This is a genomic window from Devosia sp. P3_B2 (genome assembly GCF_056402875.1).
The window spans coordinates 143,930-165,012 of sequence record NZ_JBFUGO010000010.1 but is presented as its reverse complement, the minus strand read 5'-3'; the positions used below and the strand labels follow the sequence as shown (position 1 = coordinate 165,012).

Sequence of the window (21,083 nt, the reverse complement as noted above, 5' to 3'; positions counted from 1 at the left end):
ACGAAAAAGGGCGGATTTGCGGCAGGGAAGGCCGTCGGATCAGCCCGGCTGGTCGGTAGCGGGGCACACGGTGGCGCCGCAGGCGCGCATATTGGCGATCCGGGTCTTCAGCGCATCGAGGCCGATGGCACCGGGGATGACCTCTTCGCCGATGATGAAGGTCGGCGTGCCGGTGATCTTCAACCGGTCGGCGATCCGGTAGCTCTGCTCGATGACCGAGCCGACCTTGGGCGTATTCATTCCCATTTCGAGCGTCACAGGGTTCAGCCCGAGGTCGGCCGCCGCTTTCAGCGCCGCTGCCTTGTCGACCTGGCCGCGGCTGGTGAACAGCGCCTGGTGGAAGCTCCAGTAGTCGACATCGGTTTCGGCGACCTGCACCGCGATGCGCGCCGCGTCGACCGAGCCCTGCGACAGGATCGGGAATTCCTTGAGGATCACCTTGAGGTTCTTGTCGGTATCGAGCAGCGCCGCGAGGTCGGGCAGCGCCTGCCGGCAGTAGCCGCAATTGTAGTCGAACATCTCGACCAAGGTGACGTCGCCGTTCGGGTTGCCCAGGACGATCTGGCCTTCCGCCTCGAAGATGGCAGGCTTCAGCTCGGTGAGCGCCGTCCGCGTGGCAGCCGTCCGCTCGGCGGTGAGTTCGGCGTTGAGCGCCGCGGATACCTTTTGCAGGATGCGCGGGTTGCTCATCAGGTAGTCTTCGATCATCGGGTTCAGCGTCGACTGATCGACCTTCCCGGCGGCCTGCGGCACATCCTGTTTCGGCTGACGAGCGATCAGGTCGGCGACGATGGTCTCGACGGCCGAGGCGGTGAGCCCTGGCTCCGGCTTCGCCTTGGCCACCACGTCCTCGGCAATGGCACGTGCCGCCGCCTCGTCGACCCGGGGGGGCGACAGTAGCGTGACACCGAGGCCGCCAGCCAGGAGGCCGACGAGCAGGACGAGGGTGGTTGTGAGGCGCGACATAAGTTCTCCGGAGTGGCCCGTTTCGGCCACTGTCTAGCAGACTAGAGTGATTTTGCCATGAGAGGTGGACGGACCGCCCGCACCGGCTTCAATTCTAGTTGAGGCGGCGGGGCAATTCCCGTAGCCAAGGCGCCATGGAAGACCCCGGCAAACTCACCGGCCTCAGGCCGTTCTACGTGATGGAAATCACTGCTCGCTCCAAGCTCGTCGAGGCGAGCGGGCGGACCGTGATGCATATGGAATCGGGCGAGCCCGGCGCTCCGCCGGCACCTCGGGTGCGCCAGGCGGTGGCCGCCGCGCTCGACCTGCCGCAGCACTACACGCACTCGGCCGGGCAGATCGAACTGCGTCGCGAGCTGGTGCGCTACTACCGCGATCAGCACGGTGTCACCGTCGATCCGGAGAGCATCGTGGTGACGATGGGCTCGTCCTCGGGCTTCATTCTCGCCTTTCTCGGCGCATTCGAGCGCGGGGCGAAGATTGCGGTCACCCGGCCGGGCTATCCGGCCTATCTCAACACGCTCGATGGCCTGGGCATGGAGGCGGTGGAGATCCCCGTTTCCGCCGCGGCCGGTTGGCGGCTGACGGCAGCCGATGTAGAAGCCGCCTATGCCCGGGAGAAGTTTGACGGCCTGCTGTTCGCCTCGCCGGCTAACCCGACCGGAGCGGCGGTGACGCGCGAGGCACTCAAGGAGATCGTCGAGGTCTGCGCCAAACTGGGCGTGCGCTTCATCTCCGACGAGATCTATCATGGGCTCGACTACCGGGCACCGTCGGTCTCGGCGCTCGAGTTCACCACTGACGCCATCATCATCAACAGCTTCTCGAAATACTACTGCATGACGGGCTGGCGCATCGGCTGGATGGTTCTGCCCGGGGAACTGACCCGGCGCACCAACATCCTGCAGCAGAACCTGTTCATCGCCGCCCCGACGCTCAGCCAGATCGCCGGCCGCGTGGCGCTGGGGGAGCGGGACTATTCCGAGGAACAGAAGGCGCAATATGCGGTGAACCGGCACGTGCTGGCCGAAGGGCTTGCCCAGTTCGGTCTCGCCTCGGCCAACGAGGGCGACGGCGCGTTCTACGCCTATGTCGACTTCTCGCGCTTCACCAACGACTCGCTGAGCTTCTGCATGCAGATGCTCGACGAGGTCGCGGTAGCCGCCACGCCCGGCATCGACTTCGACCGCCTCAACGGCAATCGCTTCGTGCGGTTCTCATATGCCGGGACGCGGGCAACTATCGACGAGGGGCTGAACCGGATCGGGGATTTCCTGAGGGGGAAGTGATGCTCAGCGGCACGATCCCGACGCTGCGAACGTCCCGGCTGGTGCTGCGGGCGCCGGTGCTTGCCGATTTCGATGCCTATCGCGACTTGATGGCATCGTCGCGGTCGACGGGCATGGGCGGGCCGTTCGACGAGGCGCGAGCGTGGGGGCTGTTCTGCCATGACATCGCCTGCTGGTCGCTGTTCGGGCACGGCGCGCTGATGATCGACGTCACGGCAGCCGGCCACTGCGTCGGGCAGGTCGGGATCAATCACGGGCCGCTGTTCCCGAAGAAGGAACTGGGCTGGCTCCTTTACGAGGGTTTTGAGGGGCAGGGCTATGTGACGGAGGCCGCAACGTCGCTGCGCGACTGGGCTTTTGCCGAGCTTGGGCTGCCGACCCTCGTCAGCTACTTCGATCCGGCCAACAGCCGCTCCATCGCGGTGGCCGAGCGCCTCGGGGCGGTGCGGGACGATCTTGCGCCGCGCCAGGACCCCGAGGACGTCGTCTACAGGCATCTGCCGCCTGAAGTCCGCGGCTAGCGCGGCTGATCAGCGATCACGAACGGCCGCAGCCGGTGGCCATCGGGGTCCTCGACCACGAAGGTAAAGCCGAAATCCATCTCGGTCGGCTCCTGCACCACCTTTACGCCGAGCTTGGTCCATTCCGCGTAGGTGGCACGGACCGCGTCCTTGCTCTCTTCGCTGAAGGAGATCTCGACCCCGCCGGCGGCGTTGGGCTTGGGCTCCATCTCGTCTGCCAGCCACAGCCCGATCTTGAGGCCAGTCGGCAGCACGTAGAGCACGAAGGTTGAAGCCTTCTCGACCGGCTCGCGTCCGAGCAGCTGGGTGTAGAGCTCGGCGCTCTTCAGCGGGTCGCGGACGGCGAGGAGCAGGTAGTTGAGGGTGCGCATTTGTCGTCTCCGTTGTTGGTGGAGACGGGATAGCCGTGGGCACTGACAGTTTCCGGCAGTGGTCAGCGGACCGGGATGCCCTCGCGCTCGCGCCACTCCTTCAGCATGACGGCACGGCGGCGCGGATAGCGCTCAGGCAGTACCTCCATTTGCGCGATGCGATCGAGCCGGAAGTTGCGGTAGTCCACTCTTAGCTCGCACCAGCCGATCACCACACGCACTCGATCGAAGAAGCCGATGGCAAAGGGCCAGATGATGCGCTCAGTCGCGGTGCCGTCACCGTTGCGGTAGGCGATCGCGAGCTTCCGCTGATCGCGGATGGCGAGACGAATAGCGGAGAGATCGACCATCGCAGGAATAACCTCGCCACCGCCGATCAGAAGGTTGGAGCCGTCCACGCTGTCGCGCAGCTCCGCCGGCAGCACGGCCGTGATTTTGCTGAGCGCATTGGCCGCCGCATCGCCGAGCCGCGGGTCCTCGGCACGGCGAGCGACCCAGCGCGAGCCGAGCACCAGCGCCTCGATCTCGTCGGTCGAGAACATCAGCGGCGGCAGGGTGAAGCCGGGGCGGAGCACATAGCCCAGGCCCGGCTCGCCCTGGATGTCGGCGCCCTGCGCCTGCAGCGTCGCGATGTCGCGATAGAGCGTGCGGATCGAGATGCCGAGTTCATCGGCGAGGGCAGGGCCGCTCACCGGCGCACGGTGGCGGCGGAGCAACTGGATCAGGTCGAGGAGTCGTTCGGCGCGGGACATAGCGACACGGTAGCGGATTCCGCAGGGCTGCGAGAGGGGTTGACGGGCTAGAGTAAAAACTCTAATCCCAACGTTAGAGCAAATACTCTAGCAGAGTTTCCGACGTGACCGATACTAAGACCCGCATTCTTGACGCCGCGCTGGCCCTGTTCAACGAGCAGGGGACGGCGCCCGTCACCACCAACCACATTGCCGAGGCCCTCGCGATGAGCCCCGGCAATCTCTACTACCACTATCGCAACAAGGCCGAGATCGTGCGCGGGCTGTTCGGCCGGATCTCGGCCGCCTGGGCCGAGAACTACGCCGTCCCGCCGGGCATGACGCCCGACATCGCCATGATGGAGCGGATGGTCGCCGGCAACTTCACAATCCAGGCGCGCTACCGCTTCTTCTTTCGCGACCTGACGCTGCTGCTGAATGCAGATGCGGAACTCGCCGCCGCCTACCGAGCCAACCGGGACACCGGTTTCGCCAACACGATCGCCCTTCTCAGGCTGTTCGAGAGCGTCGGAGTACTGGCCTCGCTCGGCGACGACCGGACGCTCGACGATATCGCCCAGTTGCTCTGGCTCGTGGGCGATTTCTGGCTGGTGTTCCGCGACACCGGCGGCACCCCGTTTGCCCAATCCGATACCGCACAGGGCGTCCGGCTGTTCCGGCGCATCATTTCCCCGTACCTTCAGGGAGTCTCGACATGACCACCGAAGTCCGCACGACCGGCATCCTTCTGGTCGCCGTCCCGCTCGTCTTCACCGCCGGTTTCACCGGCCTGCAGATGACCTTCGAGTACCCCGACATCCTCCGGCACCCGGCCGGCGAGGTGCTGACCCGCTTCGCGGCGGCCGGCGCCGATCTCCACCTTTACTGGTACGCCATGATGGCGGCGGCCCTGGCGATGATCCCGGCAGCCATCGGGCTGGGCCTGCACCTGTGGGAGCGAGGCCGGTACCTCGCTGCGTTGTCGATCGGGGCAGGGGTACTCGCCGGCCTCGTCCAGGCCCTGGGCCTGCTCCGCTGGGTGCTCCTCGTGCCCGGTCTCGCCGCTAGCTATGTGGCGCCTGGTGCGACTGAGGTGCAACAGCAAATGGCTACCGCTTTGTTCGACGCCGCCAACCGCTATCTCGGCATGGGCGTCGGCGAGCATTTTGGCTACCTGTTCACCGCCGCCTGGACCGCGCTGGCGGCGGCACTGATTGTCCGGCGGCACCGCTACATCTCTGCGGCCGGCGTGCTGATCTCGCTCGGCGTGGTGGCAGGCATGGCCGAGCCCTTCAGCGTGCCGATGGCCGGCGCCATCAATGCGATGAGCTACACGCTGTGGGCAGTCTGGACGCTGGTCCTCGGCATCGTCGTGCTGCGCGGCGAGCGACGGGAGGCTTTGCCGGCCCCGAGAGCCGCCTGACGGCGCTCACTGAAATGAAAAGGGCGGGAAATGATCCCGCCCTTTTCGATTCAATCACTGGTTGGGCGCTTAGCCGCCAAGACCCAGGCGGCGCTGCCACCAGCCGGCCTTCTTCGGCTTGGCATCCTCCGCCGGCTTCTCTTCGGTGGCGGCCGCCGAGCTCACGACGATCTCACCTTCCGGAATTTCCTTCTTGGCGCGGCGACGCGGTGCGGGGGCAGCGGCTGCCTCGGGCTCGGGCTCGGGTTCCGGCGCGGGAGCGACGGCAACTTCGGCAACGGTCTCCGCGGGCGCGGCGTCGGCTGCTGCCTCGGTCGCCGGAGCAGCCTTCGGCTTGCGTGCCCGCGGCTTCTTCGCCTTCGGAGCTTCCTCGGTCACGACTTCCGGCTCGGGAGCCGGTGCGGCTTCGGCGACCACCGGAGCGGCTTCCTCGGCTACGGGCTCCGCCTTCTTGCGGCGACCGCGCTTCGGCTTCTCGGCCGGCGCTTCCTCGGCAACCACGGGGGCCGGGGCTTCCGCTACGACGTCTACGGCTGGCGCATCGACGGCGGCGACAGCCTGTTCGGCTGCCGGCTCGGCAACTGCGCCATCGCGCTGCTCGACGCCCTCGCCGTCACGACGATTGCGGCGGCCGCCGCGGCGGCCMCGACGACGGCGGCGGCGCGGCTCGCCATCCTCGCCGACGGCGCCTTCACCGGCCTGACGCGGCGTCTCATCGCCCTCGCCATCCTCGCCCTCGTCATCCGACGCGGCTTCGACCGGCTGGCGCTGCTGCTGCGGCTGGCCCTGAGCGGGGCGATCATCGCGTTCGCCACCGCGACGGCGGCGACGACGACGACGGCCGGTGCGCTCGCCACCGGCTTCGTCCGAGCGCGCCTGGCGCTCGCCGCCACCGGTTGCGGCTTCTTCCTCTTCTTCGTCATCCTCGACCAGCGCATCGGCCGCTTCGGCTTCCGCGTCGATGATCGTGGTGGTGTCGACGCGCACATGCGTGCCGGCGGTCTCGGTGCGATCCGTCAGGCGCGCCTCGCCCCGCTCGATGGCGAAGTGCGACGGGCCGACATGATCGTCGGCGACGATGGTGATCGAGAGCCCGTACTTGGCCTCGAGCATGTTGAGCGTGCCGCGCTTCGAATTGAGGATGTAGAGCGCCACATCGGTCGGAACCCGAAGGTTGATCGACTGGCCGGGCTTCTTCATCACGTGGTCTTCGACATTGCGCATGACCATCAGCGCGAGACTCTCGACCGAGCGGACGAGGCCGGTGCCCTGGCAGGTCGGGCACTTGTGGGTCGAGCTTTCGACGACGCCGAAGCGGATGCGCTGGCGGCTCATTTCGAGCAGCCCGAAATGGCTGATGCGGCCGACCTGGATGCGGGCTCGATCGTTCTTCAGCGCTTCCTTGAGCTTGCGCTCCACCGCCCGGTTGGAGCGGTTCTCGACCATGTCGATGAAGTCGATGACGATCAGGCCGGCGAGATCGCGCAACCTGAGCTGGCGCGCCACTTCTTCAGCGGCTTCGAGGTTCGTCTGGAGCGCCGTATCCTCGATATTGTGTTCCTTGGTGGCGCGGCCGGAGTTCACGTCGATCGAGACCAGTGCCTCGGTCGGGTTGATCACCAGATAGCCGCCCGACGGCAGGGTGACCTGCGGCGAGAACATCTGGTCGAGCTGGCCCTCGACGTTGAACTTACTGAACAGCGGCGCATCTTCCTTGTAGAGCTGCACGTTCTTGGCGTGGCTCGGCATGATCATGCGCATGAAGTCTTTGGCTTCGCGGTAGGCGTCGTCGCCCGTCACGAACAGCTCGTCGATGTCCTTGTTGTAGAGGTCGCGGATGGTCCGCTTGATGAGGGAGCCTTCCTCGTAGACGAGGCACGGCGCCTGCGACTTGAGAGTCAGCGAGCGGACGTTCTCCCACAGGCGCTGCAGGTACTCGAAGTCGCGCTTCACCTCGGCCTTGGTACGGCTGGCGCCGGCGGTCCTTAGGATGATCCCCTGGCCCTGCGGCACTTCAAGATCCCCGACGATGTCCTTGAGACGCTTACGGTCTGCGGCGTTGGTGATCTTGCGCGAGATGCCGCCGCCACGGGCAGTATTGGGCATCAGCACGGAGTAGCGGCCGGCGAGCGACAGGTAGGTGGTGAGAGCCGCGCCCTTGTTGCCGCGCTCTTCCTTCACGACCTGCACCAGCATCACCTGGCGGCGCTTGATCACTTCCTGGATCTTGTACTGGTGGCGGCGCTGCGACGGGCGGCGGCGCTCCTGCACATCGTCGAGCGCATCCGAGCCACCGACGCTTTCGACCGGCTCGTTGCTGGTCGGCGCCTGCTCGATATGGCTGTGCTCTTCGTCCTCGTCGGGCTCGGTCGACTGCGGGTCGGCATCGGCGGCCGCCTCGGTCGGCGCAAGGGCGTGAGCAGCGGCGTGTTCACGCTCGTGCTCTTCCTCGTCGTGCTCCTCGTCGCGCAGCAGCGCTTCGCGGTCGGCGACCGGGATCTGGTAGTAGTCGGGGTGAATTTCCGAGAAGGCGAGGAAGCCGTGGCGGTTGCCGCCATACTCGATGAATGCCGCCTGCAGCGACGGCTCAACGCGCGTCACCTTGGCGAGGTAGATGTTACCCCTGAGCTGCCGCCGGGTGGCGGATTCGAAGTCGAATTCCTCGAGCCGGTTGCCGTTAGTGACGACGATCCGTGTTTCTTCCGGGTGGATGGCATCCACCAGCATGCGCTTTGTAGCCATAGACTAATTCTCCGCGCCGTCGCGCGCCGACACCGATAGACCGGCGAGCCGGTCCTCCTGGCGTGGCGCCATGCGAGGCGATTGGTTCTAGAAGGGAAGCGCGTTGAGCGCCGGTAAAAGCGACGGCGCGCGCGCCGCCACGAGACTGGAGAGCGAAGGCAGCCGGGACTTCGACGACAAAAGCGCAACCGCTGTTCGGGATCGCGTCACTCTTTGTCTGCCCGATGGCCATCAGACCTCTTCCTTGAGAACAGGCCAGCGAGAGTATCCAACCGCCTGTCCTTCGATCCCGGGGGATCGAGATTCTATCACGAGGCGCCAAATGTGCCGCACTTCAGACCGGTTCACCTGGGGTGATTTCCGATCCGCCGCTGCCGACCAGCCGGGCCACGGGCGCCGATTGCGCCGCTCTGGCATGTGGTGGCGGCAGCAGGCCGCCTCAAGATGGCTTTAGGGTTGTTGCCGCAAATTGGCAACAGGAAACTCAAAACCCACGGGTACAGGGCCGTTCCAAGTCGATCACATTATTGCATTGTCGACGTGTGGCCCGTAACGCCGCAGAATCGCCTGAGTGCTCTGGCGTGTATGCGCGAAGTTTTAGGGAGCGACGCTGCCTTGTTGAAATCTGCCGGCTCTGGCGGTCATACCGGCGGATTTGCTGGGTTTGTGGCTATTGTTCTGGTCCTCGTGGCCAGTCTGTTCATCGCTCATCCGGCCTTCGCCCAGCTCGAATCGATTGAGGACTACCCGGACGTCATCGACGCGCGCGTCACCGCGACGCCGCAGCGGGCACGCCTCATCATCGACCTTTCCGGCCCGACCGAGTTCGCCATCGTCTCGCTCGATGTGCCCAACCGCATCGCCATCGACGTCAAGGCGTTCGAGCTGAAGATCCTCGCGCCGGCGGACGTCGCAGGGAAGGGCATCGTCACCTCCTATACCGTCGAGATGGCCGAAAAGGGCAGGGCCCGCACCATGCTGACGCTGGCTGCGCCGGCGCAGGTGCAGCAGGCCTATGTCCTCGATGCGGTCGCCGATCAGCCGGCCCGCCTTGTCGTCGACCTCATCCCGGCGACGCCGGAAGAGTTCAGCACCAAGGTGGCGGCCGACCTCGCCGCCTCGATCGCCAACCAGGGCACTGCGCCCGTCACCGCATCGACCGATCCCGGCACGCATGCCCCGGTCACCGCCACGCGGCCGCTCGTCGTGCTCGACCCCGGTCATGGCGGCATCGACAACGGCGCCAGTGCGCCTAGCGGCACGCACGAGAAGGACATCACGCTCGCCTTCGCCCTGCAGTTGCAGAAGGTGCTGATCGATTCCGGCCGCTTCGACGTGGCGTTGACCCGCGAGGACGACACCTACCTGTCGCTCAACGAGCGTGTCGATCTCGCCCGTCAGAACAAGGCTGATCTGTTTATCTCGCTGCACGCCGACAGCTTCCAGCAGCCCGACATTCGCGGCGCCAGCGTCTACACCCGCGACGAGAACGCCACCGACGTGCTCGACAAGGTGTTGGCTGACGGCGAGAACCGCTACGACATCGTCGCCGGCTTTGCCGTGCCGCAGTCCACGCCGGCGGTCATGGATATCCTCGTCGACCTGATGCGGCGCGAGATGCGCAAGTCGAGCTTCCTTGCCGCCGAAGCCATCGTCCACCAGCTGGAGCCGAGCGTGGCGCTGCGGCGTTTCCCGGTGCGGCAGGCCGACTTCTTCGTGCTGCAGGCCCCGGACGTGCCTTCCGTGCTGGTGGAACTCGGTTTCCTGTCCAACGCCTCCGATATCGCCAACCTGCAGCAGTCGGACTGGCGCGACCGCGTGGTCGACGCGCTGGCCCGCGGCATCGCCGATTACTTCGACAGCACGCAGAAGACCGTGGCGGCGACACAGTGACGTTTCCACCACGCTCGACCTCGCAAGGTATTGAAAGGGCAGGCTTGTCCACATTTCCGCCCTTGTCTGGTATGATTCCGCTTCTTTTCGCGCCCGCCTCACTCCCGCCGGCGCCTGCTCCAGGGTTTTCGATCTGATGCTCAGACTTTTCGGCTGGCTGTTCGGTTTCGGCGTGTTTTGCGCCCTGGGCGCGGTTGCGGTTGCCGCCGTCTATCTCAACCAGCTGAATTCGACGCTGCCCGACTATACGGTGCTGAAGGACTATCAGCCGCCGGTGACGACGCGCGTTCACGCCGCCGATGGCACGCTGCTGGCCGAATATGCGCGCGAACGCCGGCTGTTCCAGCCGATCGAAACCATCCCGCCGCTGATCATCAACGCCTTCATTTCAGCCGAAGACAAGGACTTCTATACCCACTCCGGCATCGCCGTTGACGGCGTCATCCGCGCGTTGCGCGACAACGTCATGGCCCGCATCGACGGCAATGACTCGATCCAGGGCGGCGGCTCGACCATCACTCAGCAGGTGGCGAAGAACTTCTTGCTCACCTCCGAGCAGACCTGGGACCGCAAGATCCAGGAAGCCATCCTGGCGCTGCGCATCGAGTCGACGTTCTCGAAGAACAAGATCCTCGAGCTCTACGTCAATGAGATCTTCCTCGGCCTCAACTCCTACGGGGTCGCCGCGGCCGCGCTCAACTATTTCGACAAGGCGCTCTACGAGCTGACGCTCAGCGAGGCCGCCTATCTCGCGGCTCTCCCCAAGGGCCCGAACAACTACCATCCGTTCCGCCGCCCCAAGCAGGCCATCGAGCGCCGCAACTGGGTGATCGACCGCATGGTCGAGAACGGCTACGTGACAGCGGAAGAGGCAGCCAAGGCCAAGGAAGAGCCGCTCAACGTCAAGCCGCGCAGCTCCGGCAGCCAGCTGTTCTCAGCCGAGTATTTCACCGAGGAAGTGCGCCGCCAGCTCGGCAAGCTCTACGGTGAAGCCGAGCTCTACGGCGGCGGCCTCAGCGTCCGCACCACGCTCGACCCGCACCTGCAGGAATATGCCCGCCGCGCGCTGATGGACGGCCTGATCAACTACGATCACGGCGAGGGCTTCCGTGGTCCCATCGCCAGTGTCGACATCTCGTCGGACTGGGGTGCCGCGGTCAACGCCATCAAGCCGCTGAGCGACGTTCCGGAGTGGACCCTCGCCGTGGTGCTGGAGATGGGCGACAATGAGGGCCGCATCGGCATTCGCCCGGCGACCGACGTCGAAGGCAAGGTCTCGGAGGACCGGGTCACCGGCACGCTGGCCGGCCCCGACATCAAGTGGGTCAGCAAGAAGCTCGGCAGCCTGTTGAAGCCCGGCGACGTGATCTATGTCTCCAAGGTCGCCGACAAGGAGGGTGCCTACAAGCTCGAGCAGGTGCCCGAGCTCGAGGGTGCGCTCGTTGCCATGGACCCGCGTACCGGCCGTGTCCTGGCCATGGTCGGCGGCTTCTCCTACGCTGAATCCGAGTTCAACCGCGCCACCCAGGCGATGCGCCAGCCCGGGTCGTCGTTCAAGCCGATCGTCTATTCTGCCGCCCTCGACAATGGCTACACGCCGGCCTCGGTGGTGCTCGATGCGCCGATCGAGATCGTCAATGGCGACGGTTCGGTCTGGCGACCCGAGAACTACGCGCAGGAATTCTACGGCCCGCAGACGCTGCGCCGCGGCATCGAGCGCAGCCGGAACGTCATGACCGTGCGCTTGGCCAAGGATCTCGGCATGCCGCTGATCTCTGACTACGCCAAGATGTTCGGCATCTACGACACGCTGAACCCGGTGCTGGCCATGGCGCTCGGGGCCGGCGAAACCACCGACATGCGCATGACGTCGGCCTATGCCACCATCGCCAATGGCGGCAGGAAGATCGTGCCGACGCTGATCGACCGCATCCAGGACCGCTACGGCAAGACCATCTACAAGCACGACGAGCGCGTCTGCGACGGCTGCGTGGCAGACGCCTGGAACAAGCAGGGCGAGCCGCTGATCATCGACAACCGCGAGCAGGTGCTCGATCCGATGACCGCTTACCAGATCACGTCGATGATGGAGGGCGTCGTACAGCGCGGCACCGGCACCGGCGCCAAGAGCCTCGGCCGCCCGGTCGCCGGCAAGACCGGCACCTCCAACGACTACAAGGACGCCTGGTTCATCGGCTTCACCCCCGAACTGGCGGTGGGTGTCTATGTCGGCTTCGACACGCCGCGCAACATGGGCAAGCAGTCGACCGGCGGTGAAATGGCCGTGCCGATCTTCACCCAGTTCATGGCCAAGGCCCTGAAGGGCAAGCCGCCGACGCCGTTCAACATGCCCGGCGGCATGGCGCAGGTCTGGATCGATCCCAGCACCGGCGTGAAGGCCAATGGTGGCGACCAGGCGATATACGAGGCATTCAAGCCCGGTACGGGGCCGAATCTCGTGACCTCGGTGATCGGCGTCGACTCCAACGCCTTCCAGGCTATCCAGGCCGGGCAGGACCCGTCCGCCACCGATATGACGCTGGGTCGCGGCGGGCTGTTCTAGCCGATGCTCGTCGTCTGGCCCGATCCGCGGCTCACCCGCAAGGCCGAGCCGCGGCCGGTGGACGATGGCCTCAAGTCGATCGGCACGCGGCTGCTCGAGGCCACCAGGGCCGCCAATGCCTACGGCCTTGCCGCGGTCCACATCGGCGCCGTCGCGCCGGTCGTGGTGATCAGCGCCGACCCCGATCCCGACAAACGCGACTACCTCGTCCTCTACAATCCCGAGGTCATCTCCACCGCCGGCGCCAATGTCGCGGGACCCGAGGGCTCGGTCTCGATGCCCGGCGTCGAGGTTGAGATCGTCCGCTCCTACACGGCCGAAATCGCCTGGGACGACGAGACCGGCACCCGCCAGCAGCGCCGCTTCGAGGGGCTGCCGGCCCGCATCGCCCAGCACGAGATCGACCAGCTCAACGGCATCTTCTTCCTCGACCGCCTGTCGCGCCTGAAGCGCGACATGGTGCTGAAGAAGTGGAAGAAGCGCAGCGAGAGCTAGCGCCGCTTGACCCGCGTGGCGTTCTCGGCTTGATGGCCCGCGGCAGCCGCCGGGGGGCAGCGGAGAACCGAATGCAGGGCTTGATCGACCATCTGCGCGTCATGCGTGCGTACCGTCGCCGCGTTGGCCGTTACCCCAACCTGCTACGGCCCGCCCGGTTCACCGAGAAAGTGCAGATCGCCAAGCTGCGCTGGCGCACGCCGCGCATGGTCGTGCTGGCCGACAAGGTCCTCGCCAAGCACGCCGTCGCGGAACTGCTGGGGCCCGAGTGGGTAACGCCGACGCTCTACGCCGGCTCGGCCTTGCCGCCGCGCGGCGAACGGAACTGGCCGATGCCCTATGTCATCAAGGCCAACAACTGGAGCGGCGGGAACTACTTCGTTACCGGCCCAGACCAGCCCGACTGGGACGATGTCGAACGCCACGTCCAGAGCTGGATGCGTCGACCGTTCGGACGCTCGATGGGCGAATGGGTCTACAGCGCGATTCCGCCCCAGATACTCGTCGAGCCGTACATCGGCCACGGCGAGCCACCGGCCGACTATCGGCTGCACGTGTTCGGCGGCCGGTCCGACTTCGTCTCGGTGAACTGGGAGCGCTTTGCCGGTCTTAAGCGCGCCACCTACAGCCGCGAGTGGCAGCGCCTGCCGTTCGCGGTGAGTGATGCGGAGCCGTACTATGGCGACGATATCCCGCCGATGCCCAAGAGCTATTCCGAGATGATCCGCGCCGCCGAGTTGCTGGCAGCCGGCTTCCCCTTCGCCCGGGTCGATTTCTACGAGATCGACGATCGCCCGCGCTTTGGAGAAGTGACATTCTATCCGAACTCCGGCTTCGTCCGCTGGCCGGACGAGCTGGATTTCAGATACGGCGCCATGTGGCCGGACGGACTGCCCGCCTGATCGCCGACCATCTCCTTGCGCGAGCGCGCCCTCGGTGCTATCGACCGCGCCGGGCCGGCATAGCTCAGTTGGTAGAGCAACTGATTTGTAATCAGTGGGTCGCGAGTTCGATTCTTGCTGCCGGCACCACAACCCTGATTCCGTTGAGATTTGGCCGGTTTCGGGGGAGCCGCTTGCGGCCGCAAGCCTAACGCCTCATTCCGTCGACATCACGGCCATCACCCAGGTGGTGCTTCAGCGCAACAATTGACCCGGCGGCCCCGCCGGCACTACGGTGACGTTCTAGTTGCGGCACTGATATTCGCGCAATCAAGCGAAAGTCGTGATCATGCAATACCTTGCACGCAGAGAGTTCATCTTAAGCAGCGCGGCCCTCACCGCGATGGCGGTACTGCGAACGCACCCGGCATATGCTTATCCCGCCCGCTCCGGCGAAACGGTTATTCCGTGGCTCGACCAGCCGACGGAGAATCCGGACCCCGTGGGGATCCAGACCCAGCTCGTTTGGGAGGACCTCGATTCCTGGATCATTCCCAACGAGAAGTTCTTCTCGATCTCACATTTCGACAGGCCGACGATTGATGCGAGTGCTTGGAAGCTCGAGGTTGACGGCCTCGTCGAAAAACCCATGACGCTGACGCTCGACGACCTGAAAGCCCGTCCGCGGCAGGAGGTCGTCTTTACGATCGAATGTTCTGGAAATCACGGGTTCCCGTTCTTCACCGGCGGCATCGGCAATGCCAAGTGGGCCGGGACGCCCCTTGCGCCAATTCTCGAAGAGGCGGGCATCAGTAAGGGCGGCATAGAGGTTGTCTTCTGGGGCACCGATGCCGGCGAGATCGAAGTTCGCGACCAGAAGATCAAGCAGAACTTCGCCCGCAGCATGTCGGTCGAAGACGCCATGAGTCCCGAAAATATCCTCTGCTACGAGATGAATGGAGCGCCATTGCCGGAGCCGAACGGCTTCCCGCTAAGGTTGATCGCGCCGGGCTGGTACGGCATTGCCAACGCCAAGTGGCTGAAGCGGATCGAAGTACGCGACCGCCGCTTCGAGAGCCTGCTGATGGGACGCGACTACGTCACCCTCCGGCAAGAAGATCATAACGGCGAGACGGTCTGGGCAGAGACCTCCGTCGGTCGCTCGCGCCTCAAATCGGCGCCGGCACGCGTCACGAAGCTCGGCACGGACTACCGCATCGTCGGTGTAGCCTGGGGTGCCCCGGTAGACCGGGTCGAGGTGAAGGTCGATGACGGGGAGTGGATGCCGGCAACCATCGACCACACCGAGGAGGCCGAGCGCGCGTGGAAGATATGGTCGCTCGACTGGCCGAGTCCTTCCACGGGAGAGCATACCGTGACCTCGCGCGCGATCGACACGTCCGGGGCGATCCAGCCCGCCATGGACGATCCCATCATCGTCAACAAGCGCACTTATTGGGAGAGCAACGGCCAGGTCACCCGGCACATCAACATCAGCTGAGCCGTCAGGGCGACCTTTTTGGGCCTGAGACGACAGCAAGCCAACGGGCGCGGCGGTGTGGCGACGCCCCCGCCGGCGCCTCCCCAACCGCTGGGCGTTGCCCTCGACACTCGCTTGGCACAGACGGCCTCGCGAGCGGCGACGACTTGTCTTAGATGTGGCATCCTCGCCGTGCGAATATCCGGCTGGTCGCTGATTCACCGGCGGAGAGGGCGGCTTTGGCAGGCAGACGAAAGACACCGGTAGCGGCTCGTATCCTGCCGCGACACGCGCCCTTCTACTGGGGCGTCGCCGTGGGTGCCCTGGCGTTCGTGGTGTGCCTCTTCCTGTCGCCGAGATATGCGGTGGCGGTCGGCGCCAATGCGATGTTCATCATCTATCTGGCTCTCGTCGCCGTGGAGTTTCCCAGCCTCACGGCGGAGTTCCTGCAGCAGCGCCCGGATGACGCCGATTCGCCAGTTGCCGCCATTTTCCTCGTCACCATCCTCGTCGTGGTGGTCGCGGTCGTCTTCCTGTTCCTTGCGCTGAACGACGGCGAAGGCACCGACATGCTCGAGATCGCGGTGAGCGTCGCATCGGTGGTGCTCGGCTGGTTCACCGTGCACACCATGGCCGCCCTTCACTACGCGCACGAGTACTATGTCGATGCGCCCGGCCCCAAGAGCGGGATCGTCGCCGGCCTCGACTTTCCGGGCGACGAAGCGCCGGATGGCGGTGCTTTTCTCTATTTCGCCTATGTGCTGGGGATGACCGCGCAGGTCGCCGATGTGGCGGTGACGTCAGCGGCCATGCGCCGGCTGGTGACCATGCACGGCGTCTTCGCCTTCTTTTTCAATACGGTCATCGTTGCGGCGACGGTCAACGTCGTCGTGGCGATCGCCAGCGGATGAGGAACGGTCGCGGCATGGCGCCGTTCCCGATAGATTATGGCCATGCGGCGGGCGATGATCCCGTACATCGGATGCCGGTTTCGGAGAGGACAAAGATATGAAGCGAATACACCTTCTAGCCCTGCCCATTGCCTTGTCGCTTGGGCTGCTGGTCGCCGCCTGCGACAACAACAGCCCGCCGCCTCCACCGCCGGCAGCCGAGACCCCGGCCGCCACCGCAGATGCGGACAAGGTCGCCGCCGAGCAGAAGGCAGCGGAAGAGAAAGCAGCCGCAGATAAGGCCGCTGCCGATAAGGCCGCCGCGGATAAGGCTGCGGCAGACAAGGTAGCAGCCGACAAAGCAGCGGCCGACAAGGCGGCAGCCGAGGCCAAGGCAGCCGAGGAAAAGAAGGCCGCTGAGGCCGCTGCTGCCGCCAAGGCTGCGGAAGAGAAAAAGGCAGCGGATGCCGCGGCGGCAGCCGCGAAGGCTGCCGAAGAAAAGAAGGCAGCCGACGCCGCCGCAGCAAAGGCTGCGGAAGAGAAAAAGGCGGCCGAGGCTGCAGCTGCCGCTAAAGCCGCTGAAGAGAAGAAAGCCGCTGACGCTGCAGCCGCTGCCAAGGCGGCGGAAGAGAAGAAGGCTGCCGAGGCTGCAGCTGCCGCCAAGGCCGCAGAAGAGAAGAAGGCCGCCGACGCTGCGGCTGCCGCGGCAAAGGCCGCAGAAGAAAAGAAGGCTGCTGATGCGGCCGCTGCCGCCAAGGCTGAGGCCGACAAGCAGGCGGCCGCCGCTTCGGCAACTGCCGAGACCGGCGCCGCGGCTCGGGGTGCGGCCGACGCCGCTGCTGCTGTGGCCGCCGCCGAAACGGCACCGGCAGCCGGGGCTGCTCCGTCGGCTGAGGCAAAGGGCGCTACCGACGCTGCAGCCGCAGTTGCTGCGGCAGAAGAGCCGGTGGTGACCACGCCTGCGATGGGCGTGCTGCCCGCCTCGGGCCTCAAGCCCGACACCCGGCTCGCTGCCAACGCCAAGCGTGACCAGATCGGCTATCTCGGCGTCTGGGCGCCGGACTTTGCCGCCTGCGGCACGGTCGATCAGGCCGGCGGCACGGGGCGGCCGCGGCAATGCCGCGGCCTTTCCTATTGCGCAGCGCGTCCGGCGGTCGCGGCAAACAGCGCAATGGCGGCAGCATTCGACACGTTCAGCGACTTGATCGGCCCCGGCATATCAAGCCGGACCATCTCGTCGCAAAGCTCACGCGTGCGCTGCCGCAACCCTTTGCCTTCGGCGCCAAGCACGATGGCGATCGGCGTATCATCGGTGCGCGGGCGAACCGGGGCAGGGGCCTCCGAATCGAAGCCGATCACCGTCAGGCCGCGTTCCTTGAGCTTCTCGATGGCATCGCCGAGGTTGCGCACCTCGATCATCGGCACCAGGTCCAGCGCTCCGGAGGCGGCCTTGGCCATCACGCCGGTCTCGCGCGGCGAGTGCCGCGCCGTGGTGATCACCGCGTCGGCGCCGAACGCGCAGGCGGTACGCAGGATCGCCCCGACATTGTGCGGGTCGGTCAACTGGTCGAGGATGACCACCAGCCGCGGGTTCGGCACGTCGTTGAGGCCGAAGCGGCTGACCGCCTCCACCTCCAGCGCCACCCCCTGGTGAACGGCGTCCGCACCCAGCAGCCGGTCCAGTTCCTTGGGCGTCGTCTCGGTGAATCGCATCTCCACCGGGCCGGTCTCCTTGAGGCGCATCAGCGCATTGGGAGTGACCAGCAGGTTGCGCCGTTCGCGCAGCGGATTGTCGAGCGCCGCCCGCACCGTATGCAGCCCATAAAGGTACACCGGGCCGGTATCTGGGTCGTAGCGCGGCTTGGGCGGGAATTTGTTGCGGCTCATGGGGATGCCCTAGCGGTTTTGATGCACAACGGCAAGGCGGCGAGGCTTGCGGCGCTATGGGCGGCAAAGGGGCGCATTGGGTGTTGACAGGCGTTCACCGCCCCGACATAAACCGCCCCGACGACGCGCCCGGGGACGGGCGCCGTTCGTTTCTCCGGCTCTGAATGGAGGGGTGGGAGAGTGGTTAAATCCGGCAGACTGTAAATCTGCTCGCTTAGCGTACACTGGTTCGAATCCAGTCCCCTCCACCAGCCGCCCCAGGGCGCCAGAGCCGAACTCCCAAGTCTCCTGCAGCCGGGGCGCTAGACCCGCCCGCTACTCGTCCGCGTTCTGATCCTGCATCAGCACCGCGCTCGCCGGCGCCACCAGGGTCCAGGAAATCCGGGACGGAGTCTTGGTTATCGTCGCGCGTCCATTCAGCGCGATCGGCGCGATGCGCTTCAGCACGACCGTGCCGAAACCCTTGCCCTGCTGGACGTCGTCGACCACCGGCCGGTCGAACTTCTCATCCCAGGTCAACTCCAGCTCCGAGGTCGGTTGCCCGCCGATGGACCAGGAAATCTCGATCGAGCCGCCCTGGCCGGAAAGGACGCCATACTTCGCCGAGTTGGTGCCCAGTTCGTGGAACGCCATTCCGAGGTTCTGCACGGCGTTCGGAGCGACCGTGATCAGCGGGCCGGAGACCGAGACCAACTCCTCGTGTCCGAATGGTGCCAATTGCTCGCGAACCAGCTCGGCGAGGGTCGATCCGGTCCATTCCGATCGAACGAGCAGATCATGCGAGGCCGCGAGGCTGGCGATGCGGGTCCGGATCTTCGCCTGGAATTCGTCGATCGACACCGAACTGAGACCGGTCTCCCGGATCAGCGACAGGATGACCGCGTACTGGTTCTTCACCCGGTGGTTGATCTCCCTCAGCAGCACCCGGATGCGCCGTTCGCTCTCCTTGGCCTCGGTGATGTCGCGGGCAATCTTGGATGCGCCGATCACCTCGCCACGGGCGTTGCGGATCGGCGAAACCGTCAGCGAGACGTAGATCGTGCTTCCGTCCTTGCGCTGGCGGATCGTCTCGTAGCTCTCCACCCGCTCGTTGGCGCGGATGCGCCGGATGATGTCGGCCTCCTCGCTCCTTAGATGTTCGGGGATCAGCATGGTGATGGGCTGGCCGACGGCCTCCGCCGCCGTGTACCCGAACAGTCGCTCGGCGGCGGGGTTCCAGTCCGTGATGATGCTGTTGAGGTCCTTGGCGATGACCGCGTCGAACGAAGACTCGATGATCGCAGCCAGACGCGCCTCAGCGACCTGGCCGCTGTGCGCTGGATTGAGTACGTGATGTGTCATGAGCCCCCCGGACGACTCGCTTGAACGTCGCTCGGCACCGAAGGTTCCGGTCCCCCTCGCCGTATTTTGCAGGCATCTCGCAGCGGCGCCGTAGGCTCCGCTAACCGCACCAGTTCGGCGCTTCGGCTGTTTTTTCCCTCGCGAGTCCGGCGGCCACGAGTTCGGCGCCGATCGACTGCCCGTTCCGGGTGACAAGCCGTAACTGCGCCCCATCGACCTGTCCGTCGCCGCTGAGCTCGAACGAGCCCCTGTTCAGGAGGTCACGGAGTTTGAGGGCTGCGAGCCAGGACAGGTTTGATGCGCCAGGGCACTCCGAGGCATAGCGCGCCGGCGCGGTGATATCGGCGAGCCTGACCATCTGTCCGCGCAGAAAGAAGCTGTCGCCCGACCACACGCAGGTGATGTGCGGCAGCGCCTCGCACAGCATGAAACCGGCGTCCTCGGCCAAGGTCGGGGAGGGGGCCGCCAGCAGCGGCAGGATCAGCAGGGCAATCGCAGCGCGCATACCCCACGCTGACTCCGAACGCGCCGGCACGCAATGCACTTTGCCGGGAACGGGCCGGACGACCTCTTGCCAGAATTGTACCCGAACCACTACAAGGCCGTCGGCGCCGCGGCGCGGGTGTAGCTCAATGGTAGAGCAGAAGCCTTCCAAGCTTATGACGAGGGTTCGATTCCCTTCACCCGCTCCAGCTTCCACTCTCCCACCTAACCCACCGGCTTTCTCGCTTCCTCGACGACCCAGTCGCGGAAGGCCTTGATCTTGGGCACGTTCCGGCGTGCCTCGGGGTAGGCGAGCCAGTAGCTGGTGCCTTCATCGATGACGCGCTCGAAGGGCTGGATCAGGCGTCCTTCGGCGAGCTCCCGCTGGAAGTAGTCTGGGGTGAGCAACGTGACGCCCTGGCCTGCCATCGCGGCAATGGCATCGAATGTCTGCATGTTCATCGAGGGCGTGTTCTGCTGCCTCAGCACATCGTGGGGCAGGCCGTAGGCATCGAGCCACCGGATCCACCAGGGATCATCGGCATCGAGCAGCGGCAGTTTGAGGATATCCGCCGGTTCCCGAATGCCGCCGACCGAGTCAGCCAGCGCCGGCGACAGCATCGGGGTGAAGCGCACGTCGATCAGCTTGACGGCGGTAAGGCCGGGCCACACCCCCCTGCCGGCGCGGACGACGACGTCCACTTCCTCCCGGGTGAAGTCCACCAGCCGGCCGGTGGTCTCGAGCCGCAGCGCAATCTCCGGATGGCGCAGCTGGAATATGCCCAGCCGCGGTGCCAGCCACTGCGCGGCGAAGGTATGCATGGTGTTGACGATCAGCGTGCCGTGCTCGCTTTGCCCGAGATCGACAAACGCCTCGCGCAGGATGTCGAAGGCCCGGTTCACCTCAGGCGCAAGCCGCTGGCCGGCCTCAGTCAGCGCCACCTCGCGCGGTCGGCGCAGGAATAGCGGCGAGCCCACGCGTTCCTCCAGAAGCTTGATCTGGTAGCTCACCGCAGCCTGCGTCATGCCCAGTTCCTGGGCCGCGCGGGTGAAGCTCAGGTGCCGCGCCGCAGCTTCGAATACCCGGATCGCAGCAAGTGGGGGTAGGTGATCGGACATAAGGCCTC

At 65.7% G+C, this 21,083-nt stretch carries 19 protein-coding genes and 3 tRNA genes; 13 read left to right on the top strand and 9 right to left on the bottom strand.

Annotation, left to right across the window (positions count from 1 at the left end; genetic code table 11):
• Window positions 1-39: 39 nt before the first annotated feature.
• On the bottom strand, window positions 40-966 hold the full coding sequence (locus AC1DV8_RS15785; RefSeq protein WP_477158103.1) for a DsbA family protein: 927 nt from the start codon (window positions 964-966) through the stop codon (window positions 40-42).
• A gap of 134 nt (window positions 967-1,100) precedes the next feature.
• On the opposite strand from AC1DV8_RS15785, the gene AC1DV8_RS15780 reads away from it, so the two are divergent.
• Together AC1DV8_RS15780 and AC1DV8_RS15775 are read left to right on the top strand one after the other, a co-directional pair.
• Entirely contained in the window at window positions 1,101-2,255 is a 1,155-nt protein-coding gene (locus tag AC1DV8_RS15780; RefSeq protein ID WP_477149253.1) for a pyridoxal phosphate-dependent aminotransferase, read from the top strand.
• Window positions 2,255-2,776: a GNAT family N-acetyltransferase gene (locus AC1DV8_RS15775; RefSeq protein ID WP_477158102.1), complete on the top strand. Its 522-nt coding sequence runs from the start codon at window positions 2,255-2,257 to the stop codon at window positions 2,774-2,776. Before AC1DV8_RS15780 ends, AC1DV8_RS15775 begins: the two co-directional genes overlap by 1 nt.
• Here AC1DV8_RS15775 and AC1DV8_RS15770 read toward each other — a convergent pair.
• A complete protein-coding gene (locus AC1DV8_RS15770) occupies window positions 2,773-3,147 on the bottom strand; it encodes a VOC family protein (protein ID WP_477158101.1) in 375 nt (124 codons plus the stop codon). The genes AC1DV8_RS15775 and AC1DV8_RS15770 overlap by 4 nt on opposite strands.
• Before the next feature lie 62 nt (window positions 3,148-3,209).
• On the bottom strand, window positions 3,210-3,899 hold the full coding sequence (locus AC1DV8_RS15765; protein ID WP_477158100.1) for a helix-turn-helix transcriptional regulator: 690 nt from the start codon (window positions 3,897-3,899) through the stop codon (window positions 3,210-3,212).
• Between the two features lie 104 nt (window positions 3,900-4,003).
• Here AC1DV8_RS15765 and AC1DV8_RS15760 point away from each other — a divergent pair, with 104 nt between their 5' ends.
• Both AC1DV8_RS15760 and AC1DV8_RS15755 read left to right on the top strand, forming a co-directional pair.
• Entirely contained in the window at window positions 4,004-4,597 is a 594-nt protein-coding gene (locus tag AC1DV8_RS15760) for a TetR/AcrR family transcriptional regulator (RefSeq protein ID WP_477158099.1), read from the top strand.
• Window positions 4,594-5,301, top strand: coding sequence for a DUF4386 family protein (locus tag AC1DV8_RS15755; RefSeq protein WP_477158098.1), 708 nt, complete (start codon window positions 4,594-4,596; stop codon window positions 5,299-5,301). The genes AC1DV8_RS15760 and AC1DV8_RS15755 overlap by 4 nt, the downstream gene beginning before the upstream one ends.
• Before the next feature lie 69 nt (window positions 5,302-5,370).
• Here the strand turns inward: AC1DV8_RS15755 and AC1DV8_RS15750 are convergent, their stop codons facing one another.
• Window positions 5,371-8,043 (bottom strand): Rne/Rng family ribonuclease, encoded by a 2,673-nt coding sequence (locus tag AC1DV8_RS15750; RefSeq protein WP_477158097.1) that lies wholly within the window; start codon window positions 8,041-8,043, stop codon window positions 5,371-5,373.
• A 666-nt stretch (window positions 8,044-8,709) separates the two neighbouring features.
• Here AC1DV8_RS15750 and AC1DV8_RS15745 point away from each other — a divergent pair.
• The 7 genes from AC1DV8_RS15745 to AC1DV8_RS15715 all read left to right on the top strand — a co-directional run bounded on the left by AC1DV8_RS15745 (window position 8,710) and on the right by AC1DV8_RS15715 (window position 16,266).
• Window positions 8,710-9,936: an N-acetylmuramoyl-L-alanine amidase gene (locus AC1DV8_RS15745; RefSeq protein ID WP_477158096.1), complete on the top strand. Its 1,227-nt coding sequence runs from the start codon at window positions 8,710-8,712 to the stop codon at window positions 9,934-9,936.
• A gap of 136 nt (window positions 9,937-10,072) precedes the next feature.
• Window positions 10,073-12,499 (top strand): penicillin-binding protein 1A, encoded by a 2,427-nt coding sequence (locus tag AC1DV8_RS15740; protein ID WP_477158095.1) that lies wholly within the window; start codon window positions 10,073-10,075, stop codon window positions 12,497-12,499.
• Between the two features lie 3 nt (window positions 12,500-12,502).
• The gene (locus AC1DV8_RS15735) at window positions 12,503-12,994 is read left to right on the top strand and encodes a peptide deformylase (protein WP_477158094.1); all 492 of its coding nucleotides are present in this window, start codon (window positions 12,503-12,505) and stop codon (window positions 12,992-12,994) included.
• A gap of 71 nt (window positions 12,995-13,065) precedes the next feature.
• Complete coding sequence (locus tag AC1DV8_RS15730) at window positions 13,066-13,896, top strand: ATP-grasp fold amidoligase family protein (RefSeq protein WP_477158093.1); 831 nt, start codon at window positions 13,066-13,068, stop codon at window positions 13,894-13,896.
• 53 nt (window positions 13,897-13,949) lie between these two features.
• A tRNA-Thr gene (locus AC1DV8_RS15725) sits at window positions 13,950-14,025 on the top strand.
• 199 nt (window positions 14,026-14,224) lie between these two features.
• Window positions 14,225-15,376 (top strand): sulfite oxidase, encoded by a 1,152-nt coding sequence (locus AC1DV8_RS15720; protein WP_477158240.1) that lies wholly within the window; start codon window positions 14,225-14,227, stop codon window positions 15,374-15,376.
• 218 nt (window positions 15,377-15,594) lie between these two features.
• On the top strand, window positions 15,595-16,266 hold the full coding sequence (locus AC1DV8_RS15715) for a DUF1345 domain-containing protein (RefSeq protein WP_477158092.1): 672 nt from the start codon (window positions 15,595-15,597) through the stop codon (window positions 16,264-16,266).
• A 115-nt stretch (window positions 16,267-16,381) separates the two neighbouring features.
• Here the strand turns inward: AC1DV8_RS15715 and AC1DV8_RS15710 are convergent, their stop codons facing one another.
• Window positions 16,382-17,362: a hypothetical protein gene (locus tag AC1DV8_RS15710; RefSeq protein WP_477158091.1), complete on the bottom strand. Its 981-nt coding sequence runs from the start codon at window positions 17,360-17,362 to the stop codon at window positions 16,382-16,384.
• Between the two features lie 14 nt (window positions 17,363-17,376).
• Window positions 17,377-18,132 carry a 23S rRNA (guanosine(2251)-2'-O)-methyltransferase RlmB gene (rlmB, locus tag AC1DV8_RS15705; protein ID WP_477149266.1) on the bottom strand — a complete coding sequence of 252 codons (756 nt, stop codon included), beginning with the start codon at window positions 18,130-18,132 and terminating at the stop codon, window positions 17,377-17,379.
• A 166-nt stretch (window positions 18,133-18,298) separates the two neighbouring features.
• On the opposite strand from rlmB, the gene AC1DV8_RS15700 reads away from it, so the two are divergent.
• Window positions 18,299-18,383: transfer RNA gene (locus tag AC1DV8_RS15700), tRNA-Tyr, on the top strand.
• Between the two features lie 64 nt (window positions 18,384-18,447).
• On the opposite strand, the gene AC1DV8_RS15695 is transcribed toward AC1DV8_RS15700, so the two are convergent.
• Window positions 18,448-19,473 (bottom strand): sensor histidine kinase, encoded by a 1,026-nt coding sequence (locus AC1DV8_RS15695; protein WP_477149267.1) that lies wholly within the window; start codon window positions 19,471-19,473, stop codon window positions 18,448-18,450.
• A 100-nt stretch (window positions 19,474-19,573) separates the two neighbouring features.
• Window positions 19,574-19,978 carry a thermonuclease family protein gene (locus AC1DV8_RS15690; protein WP_477158090.1) on the bottom strand — a complete coding sequence of 135 codons (405 nt, stop codon included), beginning with the start codon at window positions 19,976-19,978 and terminating at the stop codon, window positions 19,574-19,576.
• Window positions 19,979-20,091: 113 nt separating this feature from the next.
• Between AC1DV8_RS15690 and AC1DV8_RS15685 the strand changes: the two genes are divergently transcribed.
• Window positions 20,092-20,165, top strand: a tRNA-Gly gene (locus AC1DV8_RS15685).
• A 16-nt stretch (window positions 20,166-20,181) separates the two neighbouring features.
• On the opposite strand, the gene gcvA is transcribed toward AC1DV8_RS15685, so the two are convergent.
• Window positions 20,182-21,075 (bottom strand): transcriptional regulator GcvA, encoded by an 894-nt coding sequence (gcvA, locus tag AC1DV8_RS15680; protein ID WP_477149269.1) that lies wholly within the window; start codon window positions 21,073-21,075, stop codon window positions 20,182-20,184.
• Window positions 21,076-21,083: the final 8 nt, after the last annotated feature.